The following is a 21,027-nucleotide window of genomic DNA, read 5'->3' as shown; positions in this document are numbered from 1 at the left end:
CATGACGATTGTTGATAACAGCGGCCGGGATAATCCCGGCCCTATCGGTTTTAAAAAGGTTTCTGCCGTTTACTGCGCTTTTCTACTCCTGCTGCTGTGTCTGATTTCCATTCAACTTAAAGCTAAACCTACGCTGTCATTTGAACAGTTTTATGGTCATGTTGGCGTTTTAGGTTTGGAGTTTTCCGATCGGGTTAAACAGCTATCTGGTCAAGAGATAGAGATAAAGGGATTTATGGCACCACCTTTGAAAGCGGAGTCGCAGTTCTTTGTGTTAACTAAGATGCCAATGGCGCTGTGCCCATTCTGTTCATCCGACGCAGATTGGCCGGAAGACATTTTGGTGGTGTATCTGACAAAGCGGCAAACCTTTGTGCAGAATAACAGCATGATTAAGGTGAGTGGAACGTTAGAGTACGGCACATGGCGCGATCCACAGAGCGGATTTGTCAGCTTACTGCGGCTAAGAGATGCCGAGTTCAGCCAGCTTTAATCAGGGGGAATCATGTCAGAACTGTTTATTAATCAACTACAGGTAAGATTTAACGGTAGCTTACAGGCTGCATTGTCTATCCCAACATTGGTGGTAGCCACAGGCTCTCATGTGGCGGTAACCGGTGTTTCAGGTAGTGGTAAAACCACGCTGGTTAATGCCATCAGTGGTCTTGAGCGATGCGATATCGGGCAGGTTTTCTGGGATGAGCAGGATATTGGTCGATTGTCAGAAAGCAAACGCGACCGTTGGCGAGCGGCCAGAATAGGCCTTGTCATGCAGGACTTTCATCTTTATCCGGGAATAAGTGCATTGGATAATGTATTGCTAGCGTCACGTTTTTATCGCTGGCGTATCCCGTCGACGTTAAAAGCCAGAGCGGAAGACCTGTTGGAGCAGGTGGGTATTCGGCAAGGGAAGCAGTGCGTTGACACGTTATCTCGCGGTGAGAAACAGCGGGTAGCTATTGCAAGAGCGCTGTTACCACAGCCGTCTATTGTGATTGCTGATGAACCAACCGCTAGTCTGGATGAGGAAAATGGTTTACAGGTTATACAACTGTTGACTCATTTTGCGCGAGAAGAAAAATCAACACTCATCTGTATTACCCACGATTCTCGCCTGACTAACGAGATGTACCGCCATATCACTCTGCAGAACGGCCGACCGGTGAAGGATATTGCCGTAGGAAGGCCATTATGATCCCTTTTGGCGTGATATACGCAGACTTTAAACGTTTGTGGGGCGGTGCATTGGTTTTGATTATCCTGATCGCGTGCGCCATTGCTTTTAGTATGGTGGTGAATCTTCAGGAAAGAGCGCTGCGTGAAGGCAGTGCCAGAGCTGCCGATCGCTTTGATTTGGTGATTGGCGCCGCAGGCAGTGAAACGCAGCTCGTTCTGTCTACCGTCTTTCTTCAACCATCTTTGCTGCCTTTATTGGATGGAAAAGTGCTCAGTGAATTACAACATAATCCGCTGGTGGAGTGGGCCGCTCCGCTCGCTTTTGGCGATAGCTATATGGGAATGCCGGTTATCGGTACTGATGACCATCTTATCGCCGATCGTTTATCGACCAGTGATAAAGTTTTCCAAAGTGATCATGATGCGATTGTTGGTGGGGCGAGTGGACTGGCTATTGGCGACAAGATTATACCGATTCACGGTCAAATTGGCGCTGAAGGTGCGCATCAACATAATGAGGCCAGCTATACCGTAACCAAAGTGTTACCGCTAAGTCACGATACGTGGGATAAGGCGATTTTGGTTCCCATTAAATCAGTATGGGATTTACACCATGTGGTTCATAAAGAGGGGGATACTCATGATGAGCAATTTGGCGCTATATCGGCAATAATCGTTAAACCAAAAAGCATCGCCGGGGCTTATCAGCTCAGAACGCAATATCGCGGAGGAGAAAGCCAAGCGGTTTTCCCGGGCGAAGTACTGGTGCGGTTATATGGCACACTGGGGGACGCCCGACAAATTCTGTCCTGGGTAGCAACCGGTACTCAATTTCTGGTCGTGGTGGCTATTTTGATGGTAGTAGTTATTCATTTAGAGCAGCGCAAGCGTCAACTGGGGGCTCTACGGGCTTTTGGCGCACCACAGAGGGGAGTCATTTCGTTGGTTTGGTGCGGTTTGATGCTGATAATGACCATCGGTATGGCGTGGGGTGTGCTGATTGGATATCTGGCGACTCTATGGATATCGGCGAACATTACCACGCGTTACGGTATGGCGCTGCCGGTTGAGATTAAACAGCAAGATTTGCTGATGATAGCAATAATGTGGGGTGTTTTAGCGGTAATTTTGCTGGTTCCTGCATTGTTGACCTATCGCTATTCTCCGGCTCAGGCGCTAAGAGGCTAGTCACTGATTCTGGTTATCATCTTGTTGGATGATAACCAGTTCATTTAGCTATAGCTGGCTATCCTGACTAATCTCATCCAGCGACAGGCTGAAACTAGGCACAAATACTTTAATAAAGTATTCCATTTCCGGGCTATGGCGTAGCTTAAGGGTTTTTTCCAGCCGCTGTTTAGCCAGTTTAAACTCTTTATTTCCCGCAGACAGTTCTTCTAAGCTCTTCAGATAAGCGCACAGGGCATCAGCCTGTTTCACAACCAGTTTTTCATCTTCGTTGTAATAATCGTCATCCAGAATAGCGCGGAAATCCTGCTGAATTTCTTCCGGTAACATCTCAATTAGTTTGAGTTGGGCGACTTTTTCAATTTTCTTATATTCATGGGCAATCTGCGGATTGTAGTACTTGATTGGCGTCGGCATATCGCCGGTCAGGACTTCGCTAGCATCGTGATACATCGCTAATAGCGCCACCCGATCGGGACTTAGATTACCGTTGAACTTACGGTTTTTAATTACTGCTAACGCATGGGCAACAAAGGCTACTTGTAAACTATGTTCAGAGACGTTTTCAGTACGCACATTTCGCATCAGAGGCCAGCGACTAATCAGTTTCAGTCGGGATAAATAGGCAAAAAAATGACTTTGGTTCTGGCTCATGATGGGCACCTCAGTAGGTATAAAACAGGGCTAGATTGTGGGGAGTTATTGCGCAGAGTGCAAACTGAATATGTGAATATTTTTAACTGGTGGGGGAATCAAGAAATGTATATGGCGGTGAAAAGCTCACCGCCAAAGCGAACAGATTATGCTTGCTTATAGGTCTCAAGGAATTTGGCAAACTTACCAATCGCCATTTCCAGTTCGTCTACCCGAGGTAAGGTAACGATACGCACATGGTCAGGGTATGGCCAGTTAAAGCCGGAGCCCTGAACCAGCAGAACTTTCTGTTGTAATAACAGGTCAAGCACCATTTTTTGGTCGTTATGAATATTAAAACGTTTAGCGTCAATTTTTGGGAACATATACAGCGCACCTTTCGGCTTCACGCAGGATACACCTGGTATATCATTAATTAATTCCCAAGCGCGGTTGCGCTGTTCATACAGACGGCCACCCGGTTGAATAAATTCATTGATACTCTGATAGCCGCCAATTGCCGTTTGGATAGCGTGTTGCATTGGCACGTTAGCACACAGACGCATCGAGGCCAGCATTTCCAGACCTTCGATATAGCCTTTAGCGTGTCCTTTCGGGCCACTTAGCACCATCCAACCTTGACGGAAACCAGCAACGCGATAGGTTTTAGACAAACCATTAAAGGTTACGGTCAATAGATCTGGTGCCAGTGCTGCAATAGAGTGGTGCTGGGCATCATCATAAAGAATCTTGTCGTAGATTTCGTCGGCAAAAATAATCAGGTTATGTTCACGGGCAATCTGAACGATCTCTAACAGTAATTCTTTGCTGTAAACCGCACCCGTTGGGTTGTTAGGGTTAATAATGACAATACCGCGGGTACGTGGAGTAATCTTTTTACGAATATCATCCAGATCTGGGAACCAGTCAGATTCTTCATCACACATATAGTGAACGGCGTTACCACCGGAAAGAGATACCGCTGCGGTCCATAATGGGTAATCCGGTGCAGGGATGAGCATTTCATCGCCCATATTAAGCAGAGCCTGCATCGCCTGAACAATCAGTTCTGATACACCATTACCGATATAGATATCTTCAACGGTGATATCCATAATGCCCTGTGCTTGATAATGCTGCATGATCGCTTTACGAGCAGAGTACAGACCTTTTGAGTCGCTATAGCCCTGAGCGGTTGGCAAATTACGGATAACGTCTACCAGAATTTCATCCGGTGCTTCAAAACCAAACGGAGCCGGGTTACCAATATTCAGCTTAAGGACTTTGTTGCCTTCCTCTTCCAGACGTTTAGCCTCTTTCAGCACTGGACCACGAATGTCATAGCAGACATTATCCAGCTTTCTGGATTTTTCAATGGTTTTATGACCGGCAGCATCAACGGTAACGGTAGGGGCGATCTTTGGTGTGGTCAGACTTTGTTCGGCTGCATCCAACATAGCGTTAACCATTGGATCATTGTTCGGCTGCTCAACCTGATTCTCTTCTGATGCGACGATAATACCCGTATTATCAGACAGCAGACGCAACGTCGCCCCGGAAGCAAAAGCTGGAGCCGCATCCAACAGCTCTTTCTTTAAACGCAGAGCCTGTGAATTACCGCTTTTGAAAGAGGTTAGATCAATCCACTCGTTTGAAACCGTCATGCTATACCGCCTTAATAAAATGTATATCATTCTGTATATGGCAAAATCCTACTACTGGATATACAAATTGACAAGGGATTGTTTGCTTTTATCGAAGAAAAAGAATGGCTCTGCATTTTTAGCGGATTAACGACTGGGATGTATATACATAATTGGCTAGCAAATTAGGGTGTAAAGCGGTTTTTAAACAATAAAACAATCTGTGTTAGGTTGATGATTAACTTACTTTAATACACTCAATCGGCGGGAGGGAATGGCGTGGGGGTCGTAGCAGCGAAAGCTGTCGGAGTGCCCGTCGCCATTCCAGGCCCGACGCACTTTGGTATTGAGTACTAATTGTCTTCCTGCGGAGCAACTAGAACAATGTTTACGTTACTCCATCAAGGCGAGTTCCAGCAATGACATGAGTCACATCCACCATTATTTAACTGGACCGGTCAAAAATATAAGGCAGCGTTTTCGCTGCCTTAATCAAAAACAACAACCAGATTACTTAATATCAGCCTGCTTTTTACTTGCAGGTATCAGGAATACTAACACCATAACAATAGCGGTCGGTATCATCCACGCCATACCTTGCTCAGCCAGCGGCATATATTTAGTTTGGCTATCCAACAGACCTTTAACCCAAGTAACCTTCTGTAAAGAAGAAATAGCGCGCATACCGTCTAACAGACTGAAAATCAGCGCGACAAACATTACCGTGCGGAAGGCGTATTTAGGATTAGGTAACCAGCGGCGAAGGAATGTCAGCACCACCAATGCAATGGTCAGTGGATAAAGGGCTAACAGAACTGGTACTGATAGTTCAATTAACTGTTTTAAGCCAACGTTGGCAACCATAGCACAGATAATGCACAGAAGGATAACCCACTGACGATAGCGTAGAGATGTCAGCGTTGAGAAATAATCGGCACAGGCGCTGACTAAACCAACCGCAGTGGTCAAACAGGCTAATAACACAACGCCGGAAAGAATCCACTGGCCTGGTTGTCCAAACAGAGCTTGCACATAAGCGGCCAGCACGACGCCGCCGTTTGCAGCATCGGGTGCGACGGTTGAAGAGGTTGCACCTAACCAGAAGAGTGAAATATAAACAAATGCCAGCCCGGCCGCGGCAATAAAGCCAGCGATGACCAGATATTTATAAGTTGCTTTCTGCTCGGTGATGCCTTTACCACGCAGAACATCGACCAACAGCATACCAAACATCAGGGCGGCGAAAGTGTCCATGGTGTTATAACCACCGATAAAACCTTTAGTAAAGGCGGTATCCTGATAGCTGGCAACCGGAGCAGTCAGTTCACCTTGTGGGGCAACAATAACGCCAATAGCCAGACAAATCAGCAGCAGGAACAGTGCAGGGGTCAGAATTTTACCGATGTTATCGATCAGCTTACCGCGACTCCATGAAAACATCAGGGTAACGATAAAGAACAGTGTTGTTACCATCGCCTGAGTTTTATCCAGCGTAACACCCTCAGACCATAGGAGTTGGTTATCGCTAAAAGTACCAAATAGCGGTTTGATAGCCATTTCATAAGCGACGAGTCCAGTACGCGGGGTCGCAAAAGCAGGGCCGATAATAATAAACAGCAGTACTGCGGCAAAAGTACCGGTGCCTCTTGGTAAATCCTTAGTCATCGATGGCAGGCCACCGCCAACGCTGGCAACGGCAATAATCGAGATAAGAGGAAGACCTACGGCAGTGAGTAGAAAACCAGACATCGCTGAAAGAACATTGGTACCTGCCAATTGACCTTCCAGAGGAGGGAAAATAATGTTACCGGCACCTAAGAAGAAAGCGAAAGTCATCAAACCTAAACCAATGGTATCGGCTCGGCTTAAACGCTGGGTCATGAGTTATTCCTTGTCGTACAAAAACCAGTAATAGATTGATTAGATTAATAAACAATCAATTCAGTGACCGGTTTCTAATAGTTTATTATGCAGTAACCCACTCTTTATGAATTTAAATTCACTTTTCTTGAATAAAGTGAATTATTCCTCTCCTGAGAGTAAAAATTTCAGTGGATTACTATTCGAAGTGGATACTCTATGATTGACAGGTTTTACGCAAGCCTTTTAGCATAAAATATATGATTATTTGGTGAGGAAAGGATTTTATTAGAGTTATGAACTGGTTTTTTTGTTTTTACTGGCTTTTGTGATTGGTTTTTTGATTTTATACGTTGGTATTTAAAGTAAGTTATACCATTAATAGTGGATTTGATTGCTAATTAAGAGAAAGAAGTGAGTGGAAATTAGCCGAATTAGTGATTTTATTCATTAATAAAGGGTATTAGCATAATGTATACGGCCTCAGAACAATGAGAGATACCATTCTCATTTGCAAGATAATTACCAGTAATGTTACTACGGTGTGAACACGTCTTAACGGTGCTATTCATTTCTCTTAGAATTATTTCCAATAGTGATAGTTTTAGTTATGCCAAGCATTTCTTTGCGATTAGGCGTAGAAAGCGGATAATAGAAAACGAGACACTATAGATATGCCTGATTTAGGCTAAAAATGTTTAATGATGTGCTCTACATCAAAGAAAAACTTCTTGTGCAATGGTGGTAAAAATATCTATTTCTGTCAGAATAGTCGTTTGATTGAGTTCAGTTATTTCTCAGCTGACTCGATTTAGTTAGATCGGCTGTTTTTATCTCTGTTTTGTGATTTGTATTAGAAAATGTTTTGTCGATGTTGATAGAATGTTGTGAAAAAGAGTGAAGCTCCACGCTAATCATTGCGTAAGACAATGAACCTGAAGATGTTTTAGGTACGGACGTTTTATCTCCCTTTTAATTGTCGTAGTCATCGGATTGGCTCCCTGAGAACAACCCGGTAAATACTATTTTTTTAAAGAGTAGTAAGAGCATATGCCTACAAGTACTGAAGTCGCCGCCCATCATTGGGCTTTTGCCGTATTTATTGTTGTTGCACTGGGCCTTTGTGCCGTCATGTTAACTGCAGCTTATTTCCTTGGCGGTCGCGCCAGAGCAAGAACAAAGAATACGCCTTATGAATCAGGTATTGACGCAGTCGGATCCGCGCGTTTGCGCCTCTCCGCTAAGTTTTATCTGGTTGCCATGTTTTTCGTTATCTTCGATGTAGAAGCCCTGTATCTGTTCGCTTGGTCCGTATCTGTGCGTGAAAGCGGCTGGATTGGCTTTATCGAAGCTGCCATTTTCATTTTTGTTCTGTTAGCCGGATTATTTTATCTGGTGCGCATCGGTGCGCTGGATTGGACGCCACAGCGTTCTAAACGGCAAATCAAGAACAACCCCAGTAACTTGCAGTAAAGCGAGGCTTGAAGATGAAATATACGCTCACTCGCGTAGATCTTGACGGTGAAAACGACCGTTATCCGCTACAAAAACAGGAAATTGTCACCGATCCCTTGGAACAAGATGCCCATAAAGGCATTTTCATGGGCAAGCTCGATAATGCCCTTCATGATGTGGTGAACTGGGGGCGTAAAAACTCTCTTTGGCCTTTTAACTTTGGCCTCTCCTGTTGCTATGTAGAAATGGTGACCTCTTTTACCGCCGTTCATGACGTTTCTCGCTTTGGTGCAGAAGTATTGCGTGCTTCTCCGCGTCAGGCTGACTTTATGGTGGTGGCCGGTACCTGTTTCGTGAAAATGGCTCCGGTTATCCAGCGCTTATACGATCAGATGCTGGAACCTAAATGGGTTATCTCCATGGGTGCCTGTGCTAACTCCGGCGGTATGTACGACATTTATTCGGTCGTTCAAGGCGTTGATAAATTTATTCCGGTTGATGTGTATATTCCCGGTTGTCCGCCTCGTCCGGAAGCCTATATGCAGGCTCTGCTGTTATTACGTGATTCTATCGGTCAGGAACGTCGTCCGCTTTCATGGGTTGTCGGTGAGCAGGGCGTTTATCGTAAAGAGATGCAGTCAGAAAAAGAACGCAAACGCGTTGAGCGTATTGCTGTAACAAATCTGCGTACCCCTGACGAAATTTAATCCGTGTTGAATCAGCATGATTAAGTAAACACCAGAATTTTATTTGAGTAATGAGCGGCGAAAACAATTATGACAGAACCGATGACGCAAGAGCTCGCCCAACCCGCTTGGGAAACCAGGGATCATCTTGATGATCCGGTAATAGGTGAACTGCGCAACCGTTTTGGGCCAGATGCCTTTACCGTTCAACCTACCCGTACCGGCGTACCGGTAGTGTGGGTTAAACGCGAGCAGCTTTTAGAGGTAATGACCTTTTTACGTAAACTTCCAAAGCCGTACGTCATGCTATTTGACTTACACGGTATGGACGAACGTTTACGCACCCACCGCAACGGTTTACCGGCTGCGGATTTTTCCGTTTTCTACCACCTGATCTCTATCGATCGCAACAAAGACATTATGTTGAAAGTTGCGCTGGCGGAAAACGATCTGCATGTGCCAACAGTCACCAGCCTGTTCCCGAACGCTAACTGGTATGAGCGTGAAACTTGGGAAATGTTTGGTATTACCATCGATGGTCACCCAAATCTGCGTCGCATCATGATGCCTGACTCTTGGGAAGGGCATCCGCTGCGTAAAGACTATCCGGCTCGTGCGACTGAATTCGATCCTTTTGTTCTGACTAAGGCAAAAGAAGATCTGGAGATGGAATCATTAACCTTCAAACCTGAAGAATGGGGTATGAAGCGCGGAACCAGAGATGAGGACTTTATGTTCCTTAACTTGGGTCCTAACCATCCATCTTCTCACGGTGCTTTCCGTATCATTCTGCAGTTAGACGGTGAAGAGATCGTCGATTGTGTACCGGATATCGGTTATCACCATCGCGGCGCTGAAAAAATGGGTGAGCGCCAGTCATGGCATAGCTATATTCCATTTACTGACCGGATTGAATATCTGGGCGGCTGCGTTAACGAAATGCCTTATGTACTGGCAGTTGAAAAACTGGCCGGTATTGAAGTTCCAGACAGAGTAAAAACCATCCGCGTGATGCTGTCTGAACTTTTCCGCATTAACAGCCATTTGCTGTACATCTCGACCTATATTCAGGACGTTGGTGCGATGACACCGGTGTTCTTCGCCTTTAGTGACCGTGCTCGTATCTATGACATTGTGGAAGCCATCACTGGTTTCCGTATGCATCCGGCCTGGTTCCGCATTGGCGGCGTTGCACACGATCTACCAAAAGGTTGGGATAAGCTGCTACAGGAGTTCCTGGAGTGGATGCCGAAGCGTCTCGATTCCTATGTGAAAGCCGCGCTGCAAAACAGCATTCTGAAAGGCCGTACCGTAGGTGTTGCCCAGTATAGTGCTGAAGAAGCGCTGGCATGGGGCGTTACCGGTGCTGGTCTGCGTGCTACGGGTATTGATTTCGACGTTCGTAAAGCGCGTCCTTACTCTGGTTATGAAAACTTTGAATTCGACGTTCCGGTTAGTCACAACGGTGACTGTTATGACCGCGTGATGTTGAAAGTTGAAGAGCTACGTCAGAGTCTGCGTATTTTGCATCAGTGCCTGAAAAACATGCCTGAAGGGCCGTTTAAAGCAGATCATCCACTGACTACGCCGCCGCCGAAAGAGCGTTCGCTACAGCATATCGAAACGTTGATTACCCACTTCTTACAGGTGTCATGGGGTCCGGTTATGCCGGCCAATGAATCTTTCCAGATGGTGGAAGCAACGAAAGGGATCAATAGCTACTACTTAACCAGCGACGGCAGCACCATGAGCTACCGTACCCGGGTTCGTACGCCAAGCTATGCACACTTACAACAGATCCCGTCCGTCATTCGTGGTTGCCTGGTATCCGACTTAATTGTCTATCTGGGCAGTATTGATTTTGTTATGTCAGACGTGGATCGCTAGTTATGACCGATAAAGAAAATTTCACGCTGAGCGCGGAAGAACTCGAGGCGATTGAGCACGAGAAACATCATTACGAAGATCCGCGTGCAGCATCAATCGAAGCACTGAAGCTAGTGCAAAAGAAACGTGGTTGGGTTCCGGATGGCGCCATTCCCGCTATTGCTGAAGTATTAGGCATTCCGGCCAGTGACGTTGAAGGGGTTGCGACATTCTATAGCCAGATTTACCGCCGTCCGGTTGGCCGTCATGTGATTCGCTATTGCGATAGCGTGGTGTGCTATATCAATGGATATCAGGGAATTCAGGCTGCTCTTGAGAAAAAACTGGATATCAAACCGGGTCAAACGACGTTTGACGGCCGCTTTACGCTGTTACCAACCTGCTGTTTAGGTAACTGTGATAAAGGACCAAGCATGATGATCGATGAAGATACACACGAGCATCTGAAGCCGGAAGATATTGAGAAACTACTGGAGCAATATCAATGAGCGGGCCAACATTATTAGGAACTCAACGTATTCTTACTGAAGAGCAGCATCCGCTGACTTGGCGCTTGCGCGCTGACCAGCAGCCGGTGTGGTTCGAAGAATATCGTAGTAAGAGTGGCTACGTTGGTGCAGAGAAAGCCCTTAAAGGGATGGCACCTGATGACGTGGTAGCAACGGTTAAAGATTCTGGCCTAAGCGGTCGTGGCGGTGCGGGCTTCTCCACTGGTCTTAAGTGGAGCCTGATGCCGAAAGATGAAAGCATGAATATCCGTTACATTCTGTGTAATGCGGATGAGATGGAGCCGGGCACTTATAAAGACCGTCTGCTGATGGAGCAACTGCCTCACCTGTTGGTTGAAGGTATGCTTATCGGTGGTTTTGCTCTGAAAGCTTATCGTGGCTATATCTTCTTACGCGGCGAGTATATTGAAGCGGCAGAAAACCTGCGTCGTGCCATTGAAGAGGCGAAACAGGCGGGTTTCTTAGGCAAAAATATTCTAGGTAGCGGCTTTGATTTTGAGCTGTTTGTGCATACCGGCGCCGGTCGTTATATCTGCGGTGAAGAAACTGCACTGATTAACTCACTGGAAGGTCGTCGCGCCAATCCTCGCTCTAAGCCTCCATTCCCGGCAACGTCCGGCGCATGGGGTAAACCGACTTGCGTAAACAACGTGGAAACCCTGTGTAACGTGCCGTCAATTGTACAGCACGGTCCAGACTGGTACCGCGGTTTGTCTGCCGGTAAGAGTGAAGATGCGGGTACTAAACTGATGGGCTTCTCCGGCCGGGTAAAAAATCCGGGCTTGTGGGAACTGCCTTTTGGTATTACTGCACGTGAGCTGCTGGAAGATTACGCCGGTGGGATGCAGGACGGTCTGAAGCTGAAAGCTTGGCAGCCGGGTGGGGCAGGAACCGACTTCCTGACCGACGCGCACCTCGATTTACCGATGGACTTTGCCAATATTGCCAAAGCGGGTAGCCGTTTAGGTACTGCGTTGGCAATGGCCGTCGATGACAAAATAAGTATGGTTGGATTGACCCGCAACCTTGAGGAGTTCTTCGCGCGCGAGTCCTGCGGTTGGTGTACGCCATGCCGTGACGGTCTGCCGTGGAGCGTGAAGATTTTAACCGCGTTAGAGCGGGGAGAGGGCCAGCCGGGGGATGTTGAAACCCTTGAGCAACTGTGTCGCTTCCTGTCTCCAGGCCATACTTTCTGTGCATTAGCACCGGGAGCCGTTGAGCCGCTACAGAGCGCGATTAAGTATTTCCGTGAAGAGTTTGAAGCGGGCATTAAAGAGAAAACCTTTAATAACCTGAATCCGATCGCCGGGATCCAACCAAACCTGCTGAAGCAGCGTTGGTAAAGTTAGTCATATAGACGACAGGATCCGGGAACGAATTTTTTAAAGTTATATGCCCGCAGTTGCGGGCTACAGGAAGCATGCTGACTATGGCAACGATTCATGTAGACGGCGAAGAATACGAAGTTGATGGTGCGGAGAACTTGCTGCAAGCATGTCTCTCACTGGGCCTCGATATTCCTTACTTTTGTTGGCATCCGGCGCTGGGTAGCGTCGGCGCTTGCCGCCAATGTGCGGTGAAGCAGTTCCAGGGGCCTGATGATAAACGCGGGCGTCTGGTTATGTCGTGTATGACACCGGCATCTGACGGTAGCTATATTGCTATTGAAGATGAAGAAGCCAAAAAATTCCGCGAAGCCGTCGTGGAGTTCTTAATGGTAAACCATCCTCACGACTGTCCGGTCTGTGAGGAGGGCGGAAACTGTCACTTACAGGATATGACCGTGATGACCGGTCATAGCTTCCGCAAATATCGTTTTAACAAGCGTACCCATAACAATCAGGATCTCGGGCCTTTCATTAACCATGAAATGAACCGCTGTATCGCCTGTTATCGCTGCGTGCGTTACTACAAAGATTATGCGGGTGGTGAAGACTTTGGCGTATACGGTGCCCATGACAACGTGTATTTTGGGCGTCCGGAAGACGGCACGCTGGAAAGCGAGTTCTCAGGTAATCTGGTTGAAGTGTGTCCGACCGGTGTATTCACTGATAAAACGCACTCTGAACGCTATAACCGTAAATGGGATATGCAGTTCGCTCCGAGCGTTTGTCAGCAGTGTAGCGTCGGCTGTAATACCAGCCCGGGTGAACGCTATGGCGAATTACGCCGTATCGAAAACCGCTATAACGGTACGGTAAACCACTATTTCTTATGTGACCGCGGTCGTTTCGGCTACGGTTATGTCAACCTGAAAGATCGTCCTCGTAGTCCGCTGCAGTTACGCGGTCAGGACTGGATTGCACTGAATCCGGAACAGGCGATGCAGGGTACCGCAGACGTATTGCGTCAGGCGAAGAAGATCGTTGGTATCGGCTCACCGCGTGCCAGTCTGGAAAGTAACTATGCGTTACGTCAGCTGGTTGGCGCAGAGAATTTCTCTACCGGTATGGAAGCTGGCGAATTAGCTCGCGTTCAACTGATGCAGCAAGTATTGCGTGACAGCGGTTTGCATACGCCTTCACTGCGCGATATGGAAAGCTACGATGCGGTGCTGGTGCTGGGTGAAGACGTCACGCAAACCGGCGCACGTATTGCGCTGGCGCTGCGTCAGGCAGTTAAGGGTAAAGCTCGCGCCATGGCGGCTGCCCAGCGCGTTGCCGACTGGCAAATCGCTGCGGTACAGAACATTGGCCAACACGCTAAGTATCCGCTGTTTGTGACCAACGTAGATAAAACCCGTCTTGACGATATTGCCGCGTGGAACTACAGCGCTTCAGTTGAAGATCAGGCTCGTTTAGGCTTTGCTATTGCACACGCCATCGACGGTTCTGCTCCGGCAACTGATTTACCGGCCGAATTGAAAGGTAAAGTGGATATCATCGTTCAGGCACTGTCCGGTGCGAAGAAACCACTGATTGTTACCGGCAGCGGTGCTGGCAGCGACGCGATTATTCAGGCAGCTACCAATATTGCGCTGGCTCTGAATAAGCAGGGTTTGGAAACTGGCATCACTTTTGTGGCTGCTGAAGCAAACAGTATGGGCGTCGCCATGTTAGGCGGCAGTTCTATTGATGAGGCATTGGCGCAAATCGAAAGCGGTGATGCTGATACCCTGATCGTGATGGAAAATGACCTTTATCGTCACGGCTCTAAAGCCCGTATCGATAGCGCACTGGCTAAATTAGAGAATCTGATCGTACTTGACCATCAGCGTACTGAGCTAATGGATAAGGCAACGGTGATTCTGTCTGCGGCTAGCTTCGCAGAAAGCGATGGGACGTTGGTGAACCAAGAAGGACGTGCTCAGCGCTTCTTCCAGGTTTATGAGCCATCTTTCTACGATAAAGACCCGACCAAGAAAACCTATATTCTGGAAAGTTGGCGCTGGCTGCATTCGCTGGATAGCGTATATAACAGCCGTCGTCTTGACTGGACGCTGTTGGATCACGTTGTCAGCGCAGTGGCTGAAGAGTTCCCGCATTTAGCCGGTATTGTGAATGCTGCTCCGGATGCTTCTTTCCGCATTAGAGGCTTGAAACTTGCCCGTGAACCTCACCGTTACAGCGGTCGTACCGCGATGATGGCTGATGTGAGCGTACATGAAAAACGTCAGCCTCAGGATAACGACACAGCGTTTTCATACTCGATGGAAGGCTACAGTGCTCCTGAAGCTAACCGTCAGCAAATTCCATTTGCCTGGGCTCCAGGCTGGAACTCACCGCAGGCCTGGAATAAATTCCAGTCTGAAGTGGGTGGTAAGCTGCGTGCAGGAGATCCGGGTATTCGCTTATTTGAGAAACCTGACAACGCTTCTTTCGCTTACTTTGATGCGGCAGTGCAGGCGAAAGCCGGTGATGAAAATAGCTGGCGTGTAGCGCCTTACTACCATTTGTTTGGTAGTGATGAGACCTCTCAGCGTTCAGACGTGATTCAAGAGCGTATGCCTGAAGCCTATGCCATGTTGAATCCTCAGGATGCGGCGAAACTTAGCGTTAGCGCCGGTTCGGTTATTGCCTTCAGCTGTTCAGGCTCCGATCTGAAGCTGCCGGTAAAAATCAGTGAGTCGCTGGAGCAAGGGTTAATCGGTTTACCACTAGGCCTGCCGGGTATCTCTCCTGCATTGGTTGGTGAGCGCGTAGAAAATCTGAAGGAGGCAACAGTATGAGTTGGCTGACTCCGGAAGTTACCGACATTTTAATCTCAGTTGGTAAAGCCGTAGTGATCCTGCTGGTCGTGGTAACCTGTGGCGCGCTGATGAGTTTCGGTGAGCGCCGCTTGTTATCTCTGTTTCAGGATCGCTATGGACCGAACCGCGTAGGGCCGTTTGGTTCACTGCAAATCGTTGCCGATATGATCAAAATGTTCTTTAAAGAGGACTGGGTTCCCAACTTCTCTGACAAGATGATCTTTACGCTGGCGCCGATTATTGCTTTCAGCTCGATGCTGTTGGCGTTTGCTATTGTACCGATCACCCCAACCTGGGGTGCATCCGACCTGAATATCGGCATTCTGTTCTTCTTTATGCTGGCAGGTTTGGCGGTCTATGCGGTGCTGTTTGCTGGCTGGTCAAGTAACAACAAATACGCTTTGTTGGGGGCGATGCGCGCCTCAGCACAAACCTTGAGTTATGAAGTGTTCCTGGGTTTGTCTCTGATGGGTATTGTTGCGGTGACCGGCTCTTTTAATATGCGCGATATCGTTGAAGCACAGGCCGACGTTTGGTTTGTTATTCCTCAGTTCTTCGGCTTCGTGACCTTTGTTATCGCCGGTATTGCCGTCTGTCACCGTCATCCGTTTGACCAGCCAGAAGCTGAACAGGAACTGGCCGATGGTTACCACATTGAATATTCCGGTATGAAATTCGGTTTGTTCTTTGTGGGTGAATATGTCGGTATCGTGACCATTTCTGCCTTAATTGTGACGCTGTTTTTCGGCGGCTGGCAGGGGCCATTCTTACCACCGATTGTGTGGTTTGCGCTGAAAACCGGGTTCTTTATGATGATGTTTATTCTGGTGCGTGCGTCGCTACCGCGTCCTCGTTATGACCAGGTGATGTCCTTCGGCTGGCGTGTTTGTTTGCCGCTAACGTTACTTAATCTGCTGGTCACTGCAGCCGTCATCTTGCTAAGAGCGCAATAAGGGAGAGAGATAACCATGACATTAAAAGAGTTGGTGGTTGGCTTTGGTACCCAACTGCGTAGCCTGTGGATGATCTTTCTTCACGCGTTCCATAAGCGTGACACGAGGATGTATCCCGATGTACCTATTTATGTGCCGCCGCGTTACCGTGGCCGCATCGTCCTGACCCGCGATCCTGATGGGGAAGAGCGTTGTGTAGCCTGTAACCTGTGTGCGGTTGCCTGTCCGGTTGGCTGTATCTCGCTGCAAAAAGCCGAGATGCAGGATGGCCGCTGGTATCCGGAGTTTTTCCGTATTAACTTCTCACGCTGCATTTTCTGCGGAATGTGTGAAGAGGCTTGCCCAACCACGGCAATTCAGCTAACGCCAGATTTTGAAATGGCTGACTTTAAGCGTCAGGATTTGGTGTACGAAAAAGAAGATCTGCTGATTTCTGGTCCGGGTAAATACCCTGAATATAGCTTCTACCGTATGTCCGGTATGGCGATTGACGGCAAGGGTAAAGGCGAAGCGGAAAACGAGTCTAAACCCATTGACCTCAAAGGTCTGTTACCCTAAAGGAGCGGAACGTGGAAGTTGCATTTTATATTTCAGCGGCGATTGCCGTTCTGGCGACGCTAAGGGTAATTACTCATACCAACCCAGTACACGCATTACTTTATTTAATTGTGTCACTGTTAGCGATCTCTGGTGTGTTTTTCTCACTGGGCGCTTACTTTGCTGCTGCGCTTGAGATTATCGTTTACGCCGGTGCCATTATGGTGCTGTTCGTCTTCGTCGTGATGATGCTTAATCTTGGCGATAAAGTGAATAATCAGGAACGTGAGTGGTTAAAGCCTAGCGTATGGATTGGTCCTGCGGCACTTTGCTTGGTTCTGTTGGTTATCATATGTATTGGTATTTATAGCGCAGCCGGTCAACCTATTCACGGTGAGATGGTGGATGCTAAGCTCGTGGGTATTGCACTGTTTGGGCCTTATGTTCTGGCGGTTGAACTAGCATCGATGTTGCTTCTTGCTGGTCTTGTTGTTGCCTACCACTTAGGTCGTGAAAACAAGAGCGCTGAAGCGTCAATCAACAAGACGGAGGAACAAGCATGATCCCATTGGAACATGGTCTGATACTCGCCGCGATTTTGTTTGCGCTGGGTCTGACCGGTCTGCTGATTCGCCGTAATATGTTGTTTATGTTGATCAGCCTTGAAATCATGATTAACGCCGTAGCGTTGGCGTTTGTAGTGGCGGGTAGCTTTTGGCAACAACCGGATGGACAGGTAATGTACATTCTGGTTATCAGCCTGGCAGCGGCAGAGGCCAGTATTGGTCTTGCTTTGTTGTTACAGCTTCATCGTCGTCGTCAAACCCTGAATATAGACTCTGTCAGTGAGATGCGCGGATGAATAACCTACTATTTTTAACTATTCTGCTACCTCTGCTGGGCTTTTTGCTGTTGGCATTCTCGCGAGGTCGCTGGTCTGAGAACACCTCTGCCATTGTTGGTGTGGGTTCTATTGGTCTGGCGGCGCTAGTCACAGCGTGGATAGTATTCAATTTTGTTTCTCTGGGTGATAACGCTGCCGTTGTCGATCAGCCGCTTTGGACTTGGATGAAGGTGGGCGATTTTGATATTAGCGTAACGCTAATATTGGATAGTCTGTCAGTCACCATGTTATCCGTGGTGGTTGGTGTGGGCTTCTTTATTCACCTGTATGCGTCTTGGTATATGCGCGGTGAAGAGGGTTACTCCCGTTTCTTCGCCTACACCAACCTGTTTATCGCCAGTATGGTTATTTTGGTACTGTCTGATAACTTGCTGCTGATGTATCTGGGCTGGGAAGGGGTAGGGCTGTGCAGCTATCTGCTTATCGGTTTCTACTATACCAACCCAAGCAATGGCGCTGCGGCAATGAAAGCCTTTATCGTTACCCGAGTGGGTGACGTGTTCTTGGCAATTGGCCTGTTTATCCTGTATCACGAATTAGGTACGTTGAATATTCGTGACATGATGGAACTGGCTCCGCAGAAATTCGCAGTGGGCTCAACGGCACTGAACTGGGCAACGCTAATGTTAGTTGGCGGTGCGGTCGGTAAATCGGCTCAGTTACCGTTACAAACCTGGTTGGCGGATGCGATGGCTGGTCCAACTCCGGTATCTGCGCTGATTCACGCCGCAACCATGGTGACCGCCGGTGTTTATCTGATTGCGCGTACCAACGGTTTATTCCTGCTGACGCCTGATGTGCTGAATCTGGTCGGTGTGATTGGTGGTGTAACCCTGTTGCTGGCTGGCTTTGCTGCACTGGTACAGACTGATATCAAACGCGTACTGGCCTATTCAACCATGAGTCAACTGGGCTATATGTTCCTGGCTCTGGGCGTTCAGGCGTGGGATGCGGCAATTTTCCACCTGATGACCCATGCGTTCTTTAAAGCGCTGTTGTTCCTGTCATCCGGTTCGGTGATTTTAGCCTGTCATCATGAGCAGAATATTTTCAAGATGGGTGGATTACGTAAGAAGATTCCACTGGTCTATATCTGCTTCCTGGTAGGTGGCGCTGCGTTGTCTGCGCTGCCAATGGTGACTTCTGGCTTCTTTAGTAAGGATAAGATCCTGTTTGAAGCCTACGCATCAGGTCACTTTAATCTTATGCTGGCCGGTTTGGTTGGGGCGTTCCTGACTTCACTGTATACCTTCCGGATGATCTTTATCGTGTTCCACGGTGAAGAGAAGACTAAGGCGCATGCCGTTGGTGGTATTGCTCATAGTTTACCGCTGGTGGTTCTGCTGGTGTTGTCTACTGCGATTGGTGCCTTTGTCGCGCTACCGTTGAACGGTGTGTTACCCGTTCATGAGTGGCCGGAGCAGGGCAAACTGATTCTGGAGATGGTATCCGGCGGCGTGGCCATCGTAGGTATCTTGCTGGCAGCAATGCTGTACCTTGGCAAACGTCAGCTGGTGACCAGCATTGCACAAAGTGGACCGGGCAAACTGCTCTCTACTTGGTGGTATAACGCGTGGGGCTTTGATTGGTTATATGACAAAGTATTTGTTAAACCTTATCTGGCCGTGGCCAAACTGCTGCAACGCGATCCACTGAACTCTCTGATGAATCTGACCGCGATGTTTGTTCGCTTATGCAATCGTACGCTGGTCGTCAGTGAGAATGGTCTGTTGCGCTGGTATGCCGCGTCAATAGGTTTGGGTGCAGTGGTCGTATTGGCTCTGTTGTTGTTGGTTTAACTGAATAACTTAGACGCGAAAAATTTAACGTTTTCTAATAAAGTTTATTCAAATAAAGGACATAAAACGCCATGCTACTACCTTGGCTAATACTTTTACCCTTTATCGGCGGTTTTCTTTGCTGGCCGAGTGAGCGCTTGGGCAAAGCAGTACCTCGCTGGGTTGCGCTGATAACGATGGGGTTAACGTTGGTTCTTTCCCTGTATTTGTGGATGGACAGCGGATTTACCGTGACCTCTCCACAGAATCTGTGGTTAGTTGAACCTTTCCGTATCAACTGGATCCCAAGCCTTGGCATTCAGATCCATCTGGCATTAGATGGACTGTCATTGCTGATGGTTGTTTTGACGGCTTTTCTGGGCTTGCTGGCTATCGTCTGTTCATGGACAGAAGGTCAGCGTTCTCAAGGGTTCTTCCACTTAAACCTGCTGTGGATTCTTGGCGGGGTTATGGGCGTGTTCTTGGCGGTGGATCTGTTCCTGTTCTTCTTCTTCTGGGAGATGATGCTGGTTCCGATGTACTTCCTGATTGCCCTGTGGGGTCATAAAGGATCCGACGGTAAAACCCGTATCGGTGCCGCGACCAAATTCTTTATTTATGCTCAGGCCAGTAGCCTGTTCATGCTGATTGCCATCATTGGTTTGGTGTTTGTTCACTTTAAAGCCACTGGCGTTATGACCTTCAACTATGAAGATTTGCTGAACACGCCAATGTCTTATGAAGTGCAGTATCTGTTGATGTTGGGTTTCTTTATCGCTTTTGCGATGAAAATGCCGGTTGTACCGTTACACGGTTGGCTACCGGATGCCCATAGTCAGGCACCAACTGCGGGTTCCGTTGACTTAGCCGGTCTGCTGTTGAAAACCGCGGCATATGGTTTACTGCGCTTCAGCCTACCGTTTTTCCCGGAAGCTTCTCAGGCATTTGCGCCAATAGCAATGTGGCTGGGCGTACTGGGTATTTTCTACGGTGCGTGGATGGCATTTGTTCAGACCGATATTAAGCGTCTGATTGCCTACACCAGTATTTCCCATATGGGCTTCGTGATGATCGCTATTTATAGCGGCAGCGTGTTGGCTTATCAAGGCGCAGTGGTGCAGATGATTGCCCACGGCCTGTCAGCTGCTGGCCTGTTTATCATCAGCGGTCAGTTATATGAGCGCCTGCATACTCGTGATATGCGTGAAATGGGTGGCTTGTGGAAACGCATCCGTTATTTACCTGCACTGTCGCTGTTCTTCGCGGTTGCCACTTTAGGTATGCCAGGAACCGGTAACTTTGTTGGTGAATTTATGATTCTGTTTGGTAGCTATCCTGTAGTTCCGGTTATTACAGTTGTGGCAACCTTTGGTCTGGTATTCGCATCAGTTTACTCACTGGTTATGATGCAGCGTGCTTACTACGGTGCACCAAAATCCGATAAGCCCATTGCTGGTATGAACGCACGAGAATTGTCGATGGTTCTGCTGCTGGTGGTATTGCTGGTACTGTTAGGCGTTTACCCTCAGCCGGTTCTGGATACGTCACATTCAGCGGTTAGCACCATTTCTCAATGGTATAACGCTGCGGCTTCCGTATCTCCAGACATGTCTATAGGAAAGTAAATCG

The 21,027-nt window shown here is 48.0% G+C and carries 18 protein-coding genes; 15 read left to right on the top strand and 3 right to left on the bottom strand.

The window, feature by feature from the left end:
• Position 1 precedes the first annotated feature (1 nt).
• From EL341_RS11440 to EL341_RS11430, 3 genes are read left to right on the top strand one after another with little or no spacing between them, the layout of a single operon-like run.
• On the top strand, positions 2-493 hold the full coding sequence (locus EL341_RS11440; protein ID WP_074822657.1) for a hypothetical protein: 492 nt from the start codon (positions 2-4) through the stop codon (positions 491-493).
• A gap of 12 nt (positions 494-505) precedes the next feature.
• The gene (locus tag EL341_RS11435; protein ID WP_074822659.1) at positions 506-1,195 is read left to right on the top strand and encodes an ABC transporter ATP-binding protein; all 690 of its coding nucleotides are present in this window, start codon (positions 506-508) and stop codon (positions 1,193-1,195) included.
• Positions 1,192-2,364 (top strand): FtsX-like permease family protein, encoded by a 1,173-nt coding sequence (locus EL341_RS11430; RefSeq protein ID WP_126467834.1) that lies wholly within the window; start codon positions 1,192-1,194, stop codon positions 2,362-2,364. The genes EL341_RS11435 and EL341_RS11430 overlap by 4 nt, the downstream gene beginning before the upstream one ends.
• Before the next feature lie 48 nt (positions 2,365-2,412).
• Here EL341_RS11430 and yfbR read toward each other — a convergent pair whose 3' ends face one another.
• The 3 genes from yfbR to brnQ form a co-directional block, all read right to left on the bottom strand.
• Positions 2,413-3,018, bottom strand: coding sequence for a 5'-deoxynucleotidase (yfbR, locus tag EL341_RS11425; protein WP_074822665.1), 606 nt, complete (start codon positions 3,016-3,018; stop codon positions 2,413-2,415).
• Positions 3,019-3,164: 146 nt separating this feature from the next.
• Entirely contained in the window at positions 3,165-4,661 is a 1,497-nt protein-coding gene (locus tag EL341_RS11420) for a pyridoxal phosphate-dependent aminotransferase (protein WP_232036558.1), read from the bottom strand.
• 489 nt (positions 4,662-5,150) lie between these two features.
• Positions 5,151-6,521, bottom strand: a complete 1,371-nt coding sequence (gene brnQ / locus EL341_RS11415; RefSeq protein WP_126467832.1) for a branched-chain amino acid transport system II carrier protein — start codon at positions 6,519-6,521, stop codon at positions 5,151-5,153.
• A 1,029-nt stretch (positions 6,522-7,550) separates the two neighbouring features.
• Here brnQ and EL341_RS11410 point away from each other — a divergent pair.
• The 12 genes from EL341_RS11410 to nuoM all read left to right on the top strand — a co-directional run bounded on the left by EL341_RS11410 (position 7,551) and on the right by nuoM (position 21,023).
• Positions 7,551-7,973, top strand: coding sequence for an NADH-quinone oxidoreductase subunit A (locus EL341_RS11410; protein ID WP_047781470.1), 423 nt, complete (start codon positions 7,551-7,553; stop codon positions 7,971-7,973).
• Positions 7,974-7,987: 14 nt separating this feature from the next.
• Complete coding sequence (locus EL341_RS11405; RefSeq protein ID WP_126467830.1) at positions 7,988-8,662, top strand: NuoB/complex I 20 kDa subunit family protein; 675 nt, start codon at positions 7,988-7,990, stop codon at positions 8,660-8,662.
• Positions 8,663-8,731: 69 nt separating this feature from the next.
• Positions 8,732-10,528 carry an NADH-quinone oxidoreductase subunit C/D gene (gene nuoC / locus EL341_RS11400; protein ID WP_074822675.1) on the top strand — a complete coding sequence of 599 codons (1,797 nt, stop codon included), beginning with the start codon at positions 8,732-8,734 and terminating at the stop codon, positions 10,526-10,528.
• A gap of 2 nt (positions 10,529-10,530) precedes the next feature.
• On the top strand, positions 10,531-11,016 hold the full coding sequence (gene nuoE, locus EL341_RS11395) for an NADH-quinone oxidoreductase subunit NuoE (protein ID WP_047781467.1): 486 nt from the start codon (positions 10,531-10,533) through the stop codon (positions 11,014-11,016).
• Entirely contained in the window at positions 11,013-12,380 is a 1,368-nt protein-coding gene (gene nuoF, locus EL341_RS11390) for an NADH-quinone oxidoreductase subunit NuoF (protein WP_047781466.1), read from the top strand. Before nuoE ends, nuoF begins: the two co-directional genes overlap by 4 nt.
• 86 nt (positions 12,381-12,466) lie before the next feature.
• Positions 12,467-15,205 (top strand): NADH-quinone oxidoreductase subunit NuoG, encoded by a 2,739-nt coding sequence (gene nuoG / locus EL341_RS11385; RefSeq protein WP_126467828.1) that lies wholly within the window; start codon positions 12,467-12,469, stop codon positions 15,203-15,205.
• Entirely contained in the window at positions 15,202-16,179 is a 978-nt protein-coding gene (gene nuoH / locus EL341_RS11380; RefSeq protein ID WP_047781464.1) for an NADH-quinone oxidoreductase subunit NuoH, read from the top strand. Before nuoG ends, nuoH begins: the two co-directional genes overlap by 4 nt.
• 15 nt (positions 16,180-16,194) lie before the next feature.
• Positions 16,195-16,737 (top strand): NADH-quinone oxidoreductase subunit NuoI, encoded by a 543-nt coding sequence (gene nuoI / locus EL341_RS11375; RefSeq protein ID WP_047781463.1) that lies wholly within the window; start codon positions 16,195-16,197, stop codon positions 16,735-16,737.
• Between the two features lie 11 nt (positions 16,738-16,748).
• Positions 16,749-17,279, top strand: a complete 531-nt coding sequence (gene nuoJ, locus EL341_RS11370) for an NADH-quinone oxidoreductase subunit J (protein ID WP_047781462.1) — start codon at positions 16,749-16,751, stop codon at positions 17,277-17,279.
• A complete protein-coding gene (gene nuoK, locus EL341_RS11365) occupies positions 17,276-17,578 on the top strand; it encodes an NADH-quinone oxidoreductase subunit NuoK (protein WP_047781461.1) in 303 nt (100 codons plus the stop codon). Before nuoJ ends, nuoK begins: the two co-directional genes overlap by 4 nt.
• Positions 17,575-19,419: an NADH-quinone oxidoreductase subunit L gene (gene nuoL / locus EL341_RS11360; RefSeq protein WP_074822682.1), complete on the top strand. Its 1,845-nt coding sequence runs from the start codon at positions 17,575-17,577 to the stop codon at positions 19,417-19,419. Before nuoK ends, nuoL begins: the two co-directional genes overlap by 4 nt.
• A gap of 71 nt (positions 19,420-19,490) precedes the next feature.
• Positions 19,491-21,023 (top strand): NADH-quinone oxidoreductase subunit M, encoded by a 1,533-nt coding sequence (gene nuoM, locus EL341_RS11355; RefSeq protein ID WP_126467826.1) that lies wholly within the window; start codon positions 19,491-19,493, stop codon positions 21,021-21,023.
• Positions 21,024-21,027: the final 4 nt, after the last annotated feature.

This window comes from Pragia fontium, assembly GCF_900638655.1.
GTDB classification, from domain to species: domain Bacteria; phylum Pseudomonadota; class Gammaproteobacteria; order Enterobacterales; family Enterobacteriaceae; genus Pragia; species Pragia fontium.
The sequence above is the reverse complement of the archived record's forward strand: the minus strand, read 5'-3'. Positions and strand labels throughout refer to the sequence as shown.

Coding starts and splice junctions, on each gene's coding strand:
- EL341_RS11420 (WP_232036558.1), bottom strand. CDS start 4,661: ATGACGGTTTCAAACGAGTGGATTGATCTAACCTCTTTCAAAAGCGGT.
- nuoF (WP_047781466.1), top strand. CDS start 11,013: ATGAGCGGGCCAACATTATTAGGAACTCAACGTATTCTTACTGAAGAG.
- nuoC (WP_074822675.1), top strand. CDS start 8,732: ATGACAGAACCGATGACGCAAGAGCTCGCCCAACCCGCTTGGGAAACC.
- yfbR (WP_074822665.1), bottom strand. CDS start 3,018: ATGAGCCAGAACCAAAGTCATTTTTTTGCCTATTTATCCCGACTGAAA.
- nuoE (WP_047781467.1), top strand. CDS start 10,531: ATGACCGATAAAGAAAATTTCACGCTGAGCGCGGAAGAACTCGAGGCG.
- brnQ (WP_126467832.1), bottom strand. CDS start 6,521: ATGACCCAGCGTTTAAGCCGAGCCGATACCATTGGTTTAGGTTTGATG.
- EL341_RS11410 (WP_047781470.1), top strand. CDS start 7,551: ATGCCTACAAGTACTGAAGTCGCCGCCCATCATTGGGCTTTTGCCGTA.
- nuoI (WP_047781463.1), top strand. CDS start 16,195: ATGACATTAAAAGAGTTGGTGGTTGGCTTTGGTACCCAACTGCGTAGC.
- nuoK (WP_047781461.1), top strand. CDS start 17,276: ATGATCCCATTGGAACATGGTCTGATACTCGCCGCGATTTTGTTTGCG.
- nuoL (WP_074822682.1), top strand. CDS start 17,575: ATGAATAACCTACTATTTTTAACTATTCTGCTACCTCTGCTGGGCTTT.
- nuoM (WP_126467826.1), top strand. CDS start 19,491: ATGCTACTACCTTGGCTAATACTTTTACCCTTTATCGGCGGTTTTCTT.
- nuoG (WP_126467828.1), top strand. CDS start 12,467: ATGGCAACGATTCATGTAGACGGCGAAGAATACGAAGTTGATGGTGCG.
- EL341_RS11430 (WP_126467834.1), top strand. CDS start 1,192: ATGATCCCTTTTGGCGTGATATACGCAGACTTTAAACGTTTGTGGGGC.
- EL341_RS11435 (WP_074822659.1), top strand. CDS start 506: ATGTCAGAACTGTTTATTAATCAACTACAGGTAAGATTTAACGGTAGC.
- EL341_RS11440 (WP_074822657.1), top strand. CDS start 2: ATGACGATTGTTGATAACAGCGGCCGGGATAATCCCGGCCCTATCGGT.
- nuoH (WP_047781464.1), top strand. CDS start 15,202: ATGAGTTGGCTGACTCCGGAAGTTACCGACATTTTAATCTCAGTTGGT.
- EL341_RS11405 (WP_126467830.1), top strand. CDS start 7,988: ATGAAATATACGCTCACTCGCGTAGATCTTGACGGTGAAAACGACCGT.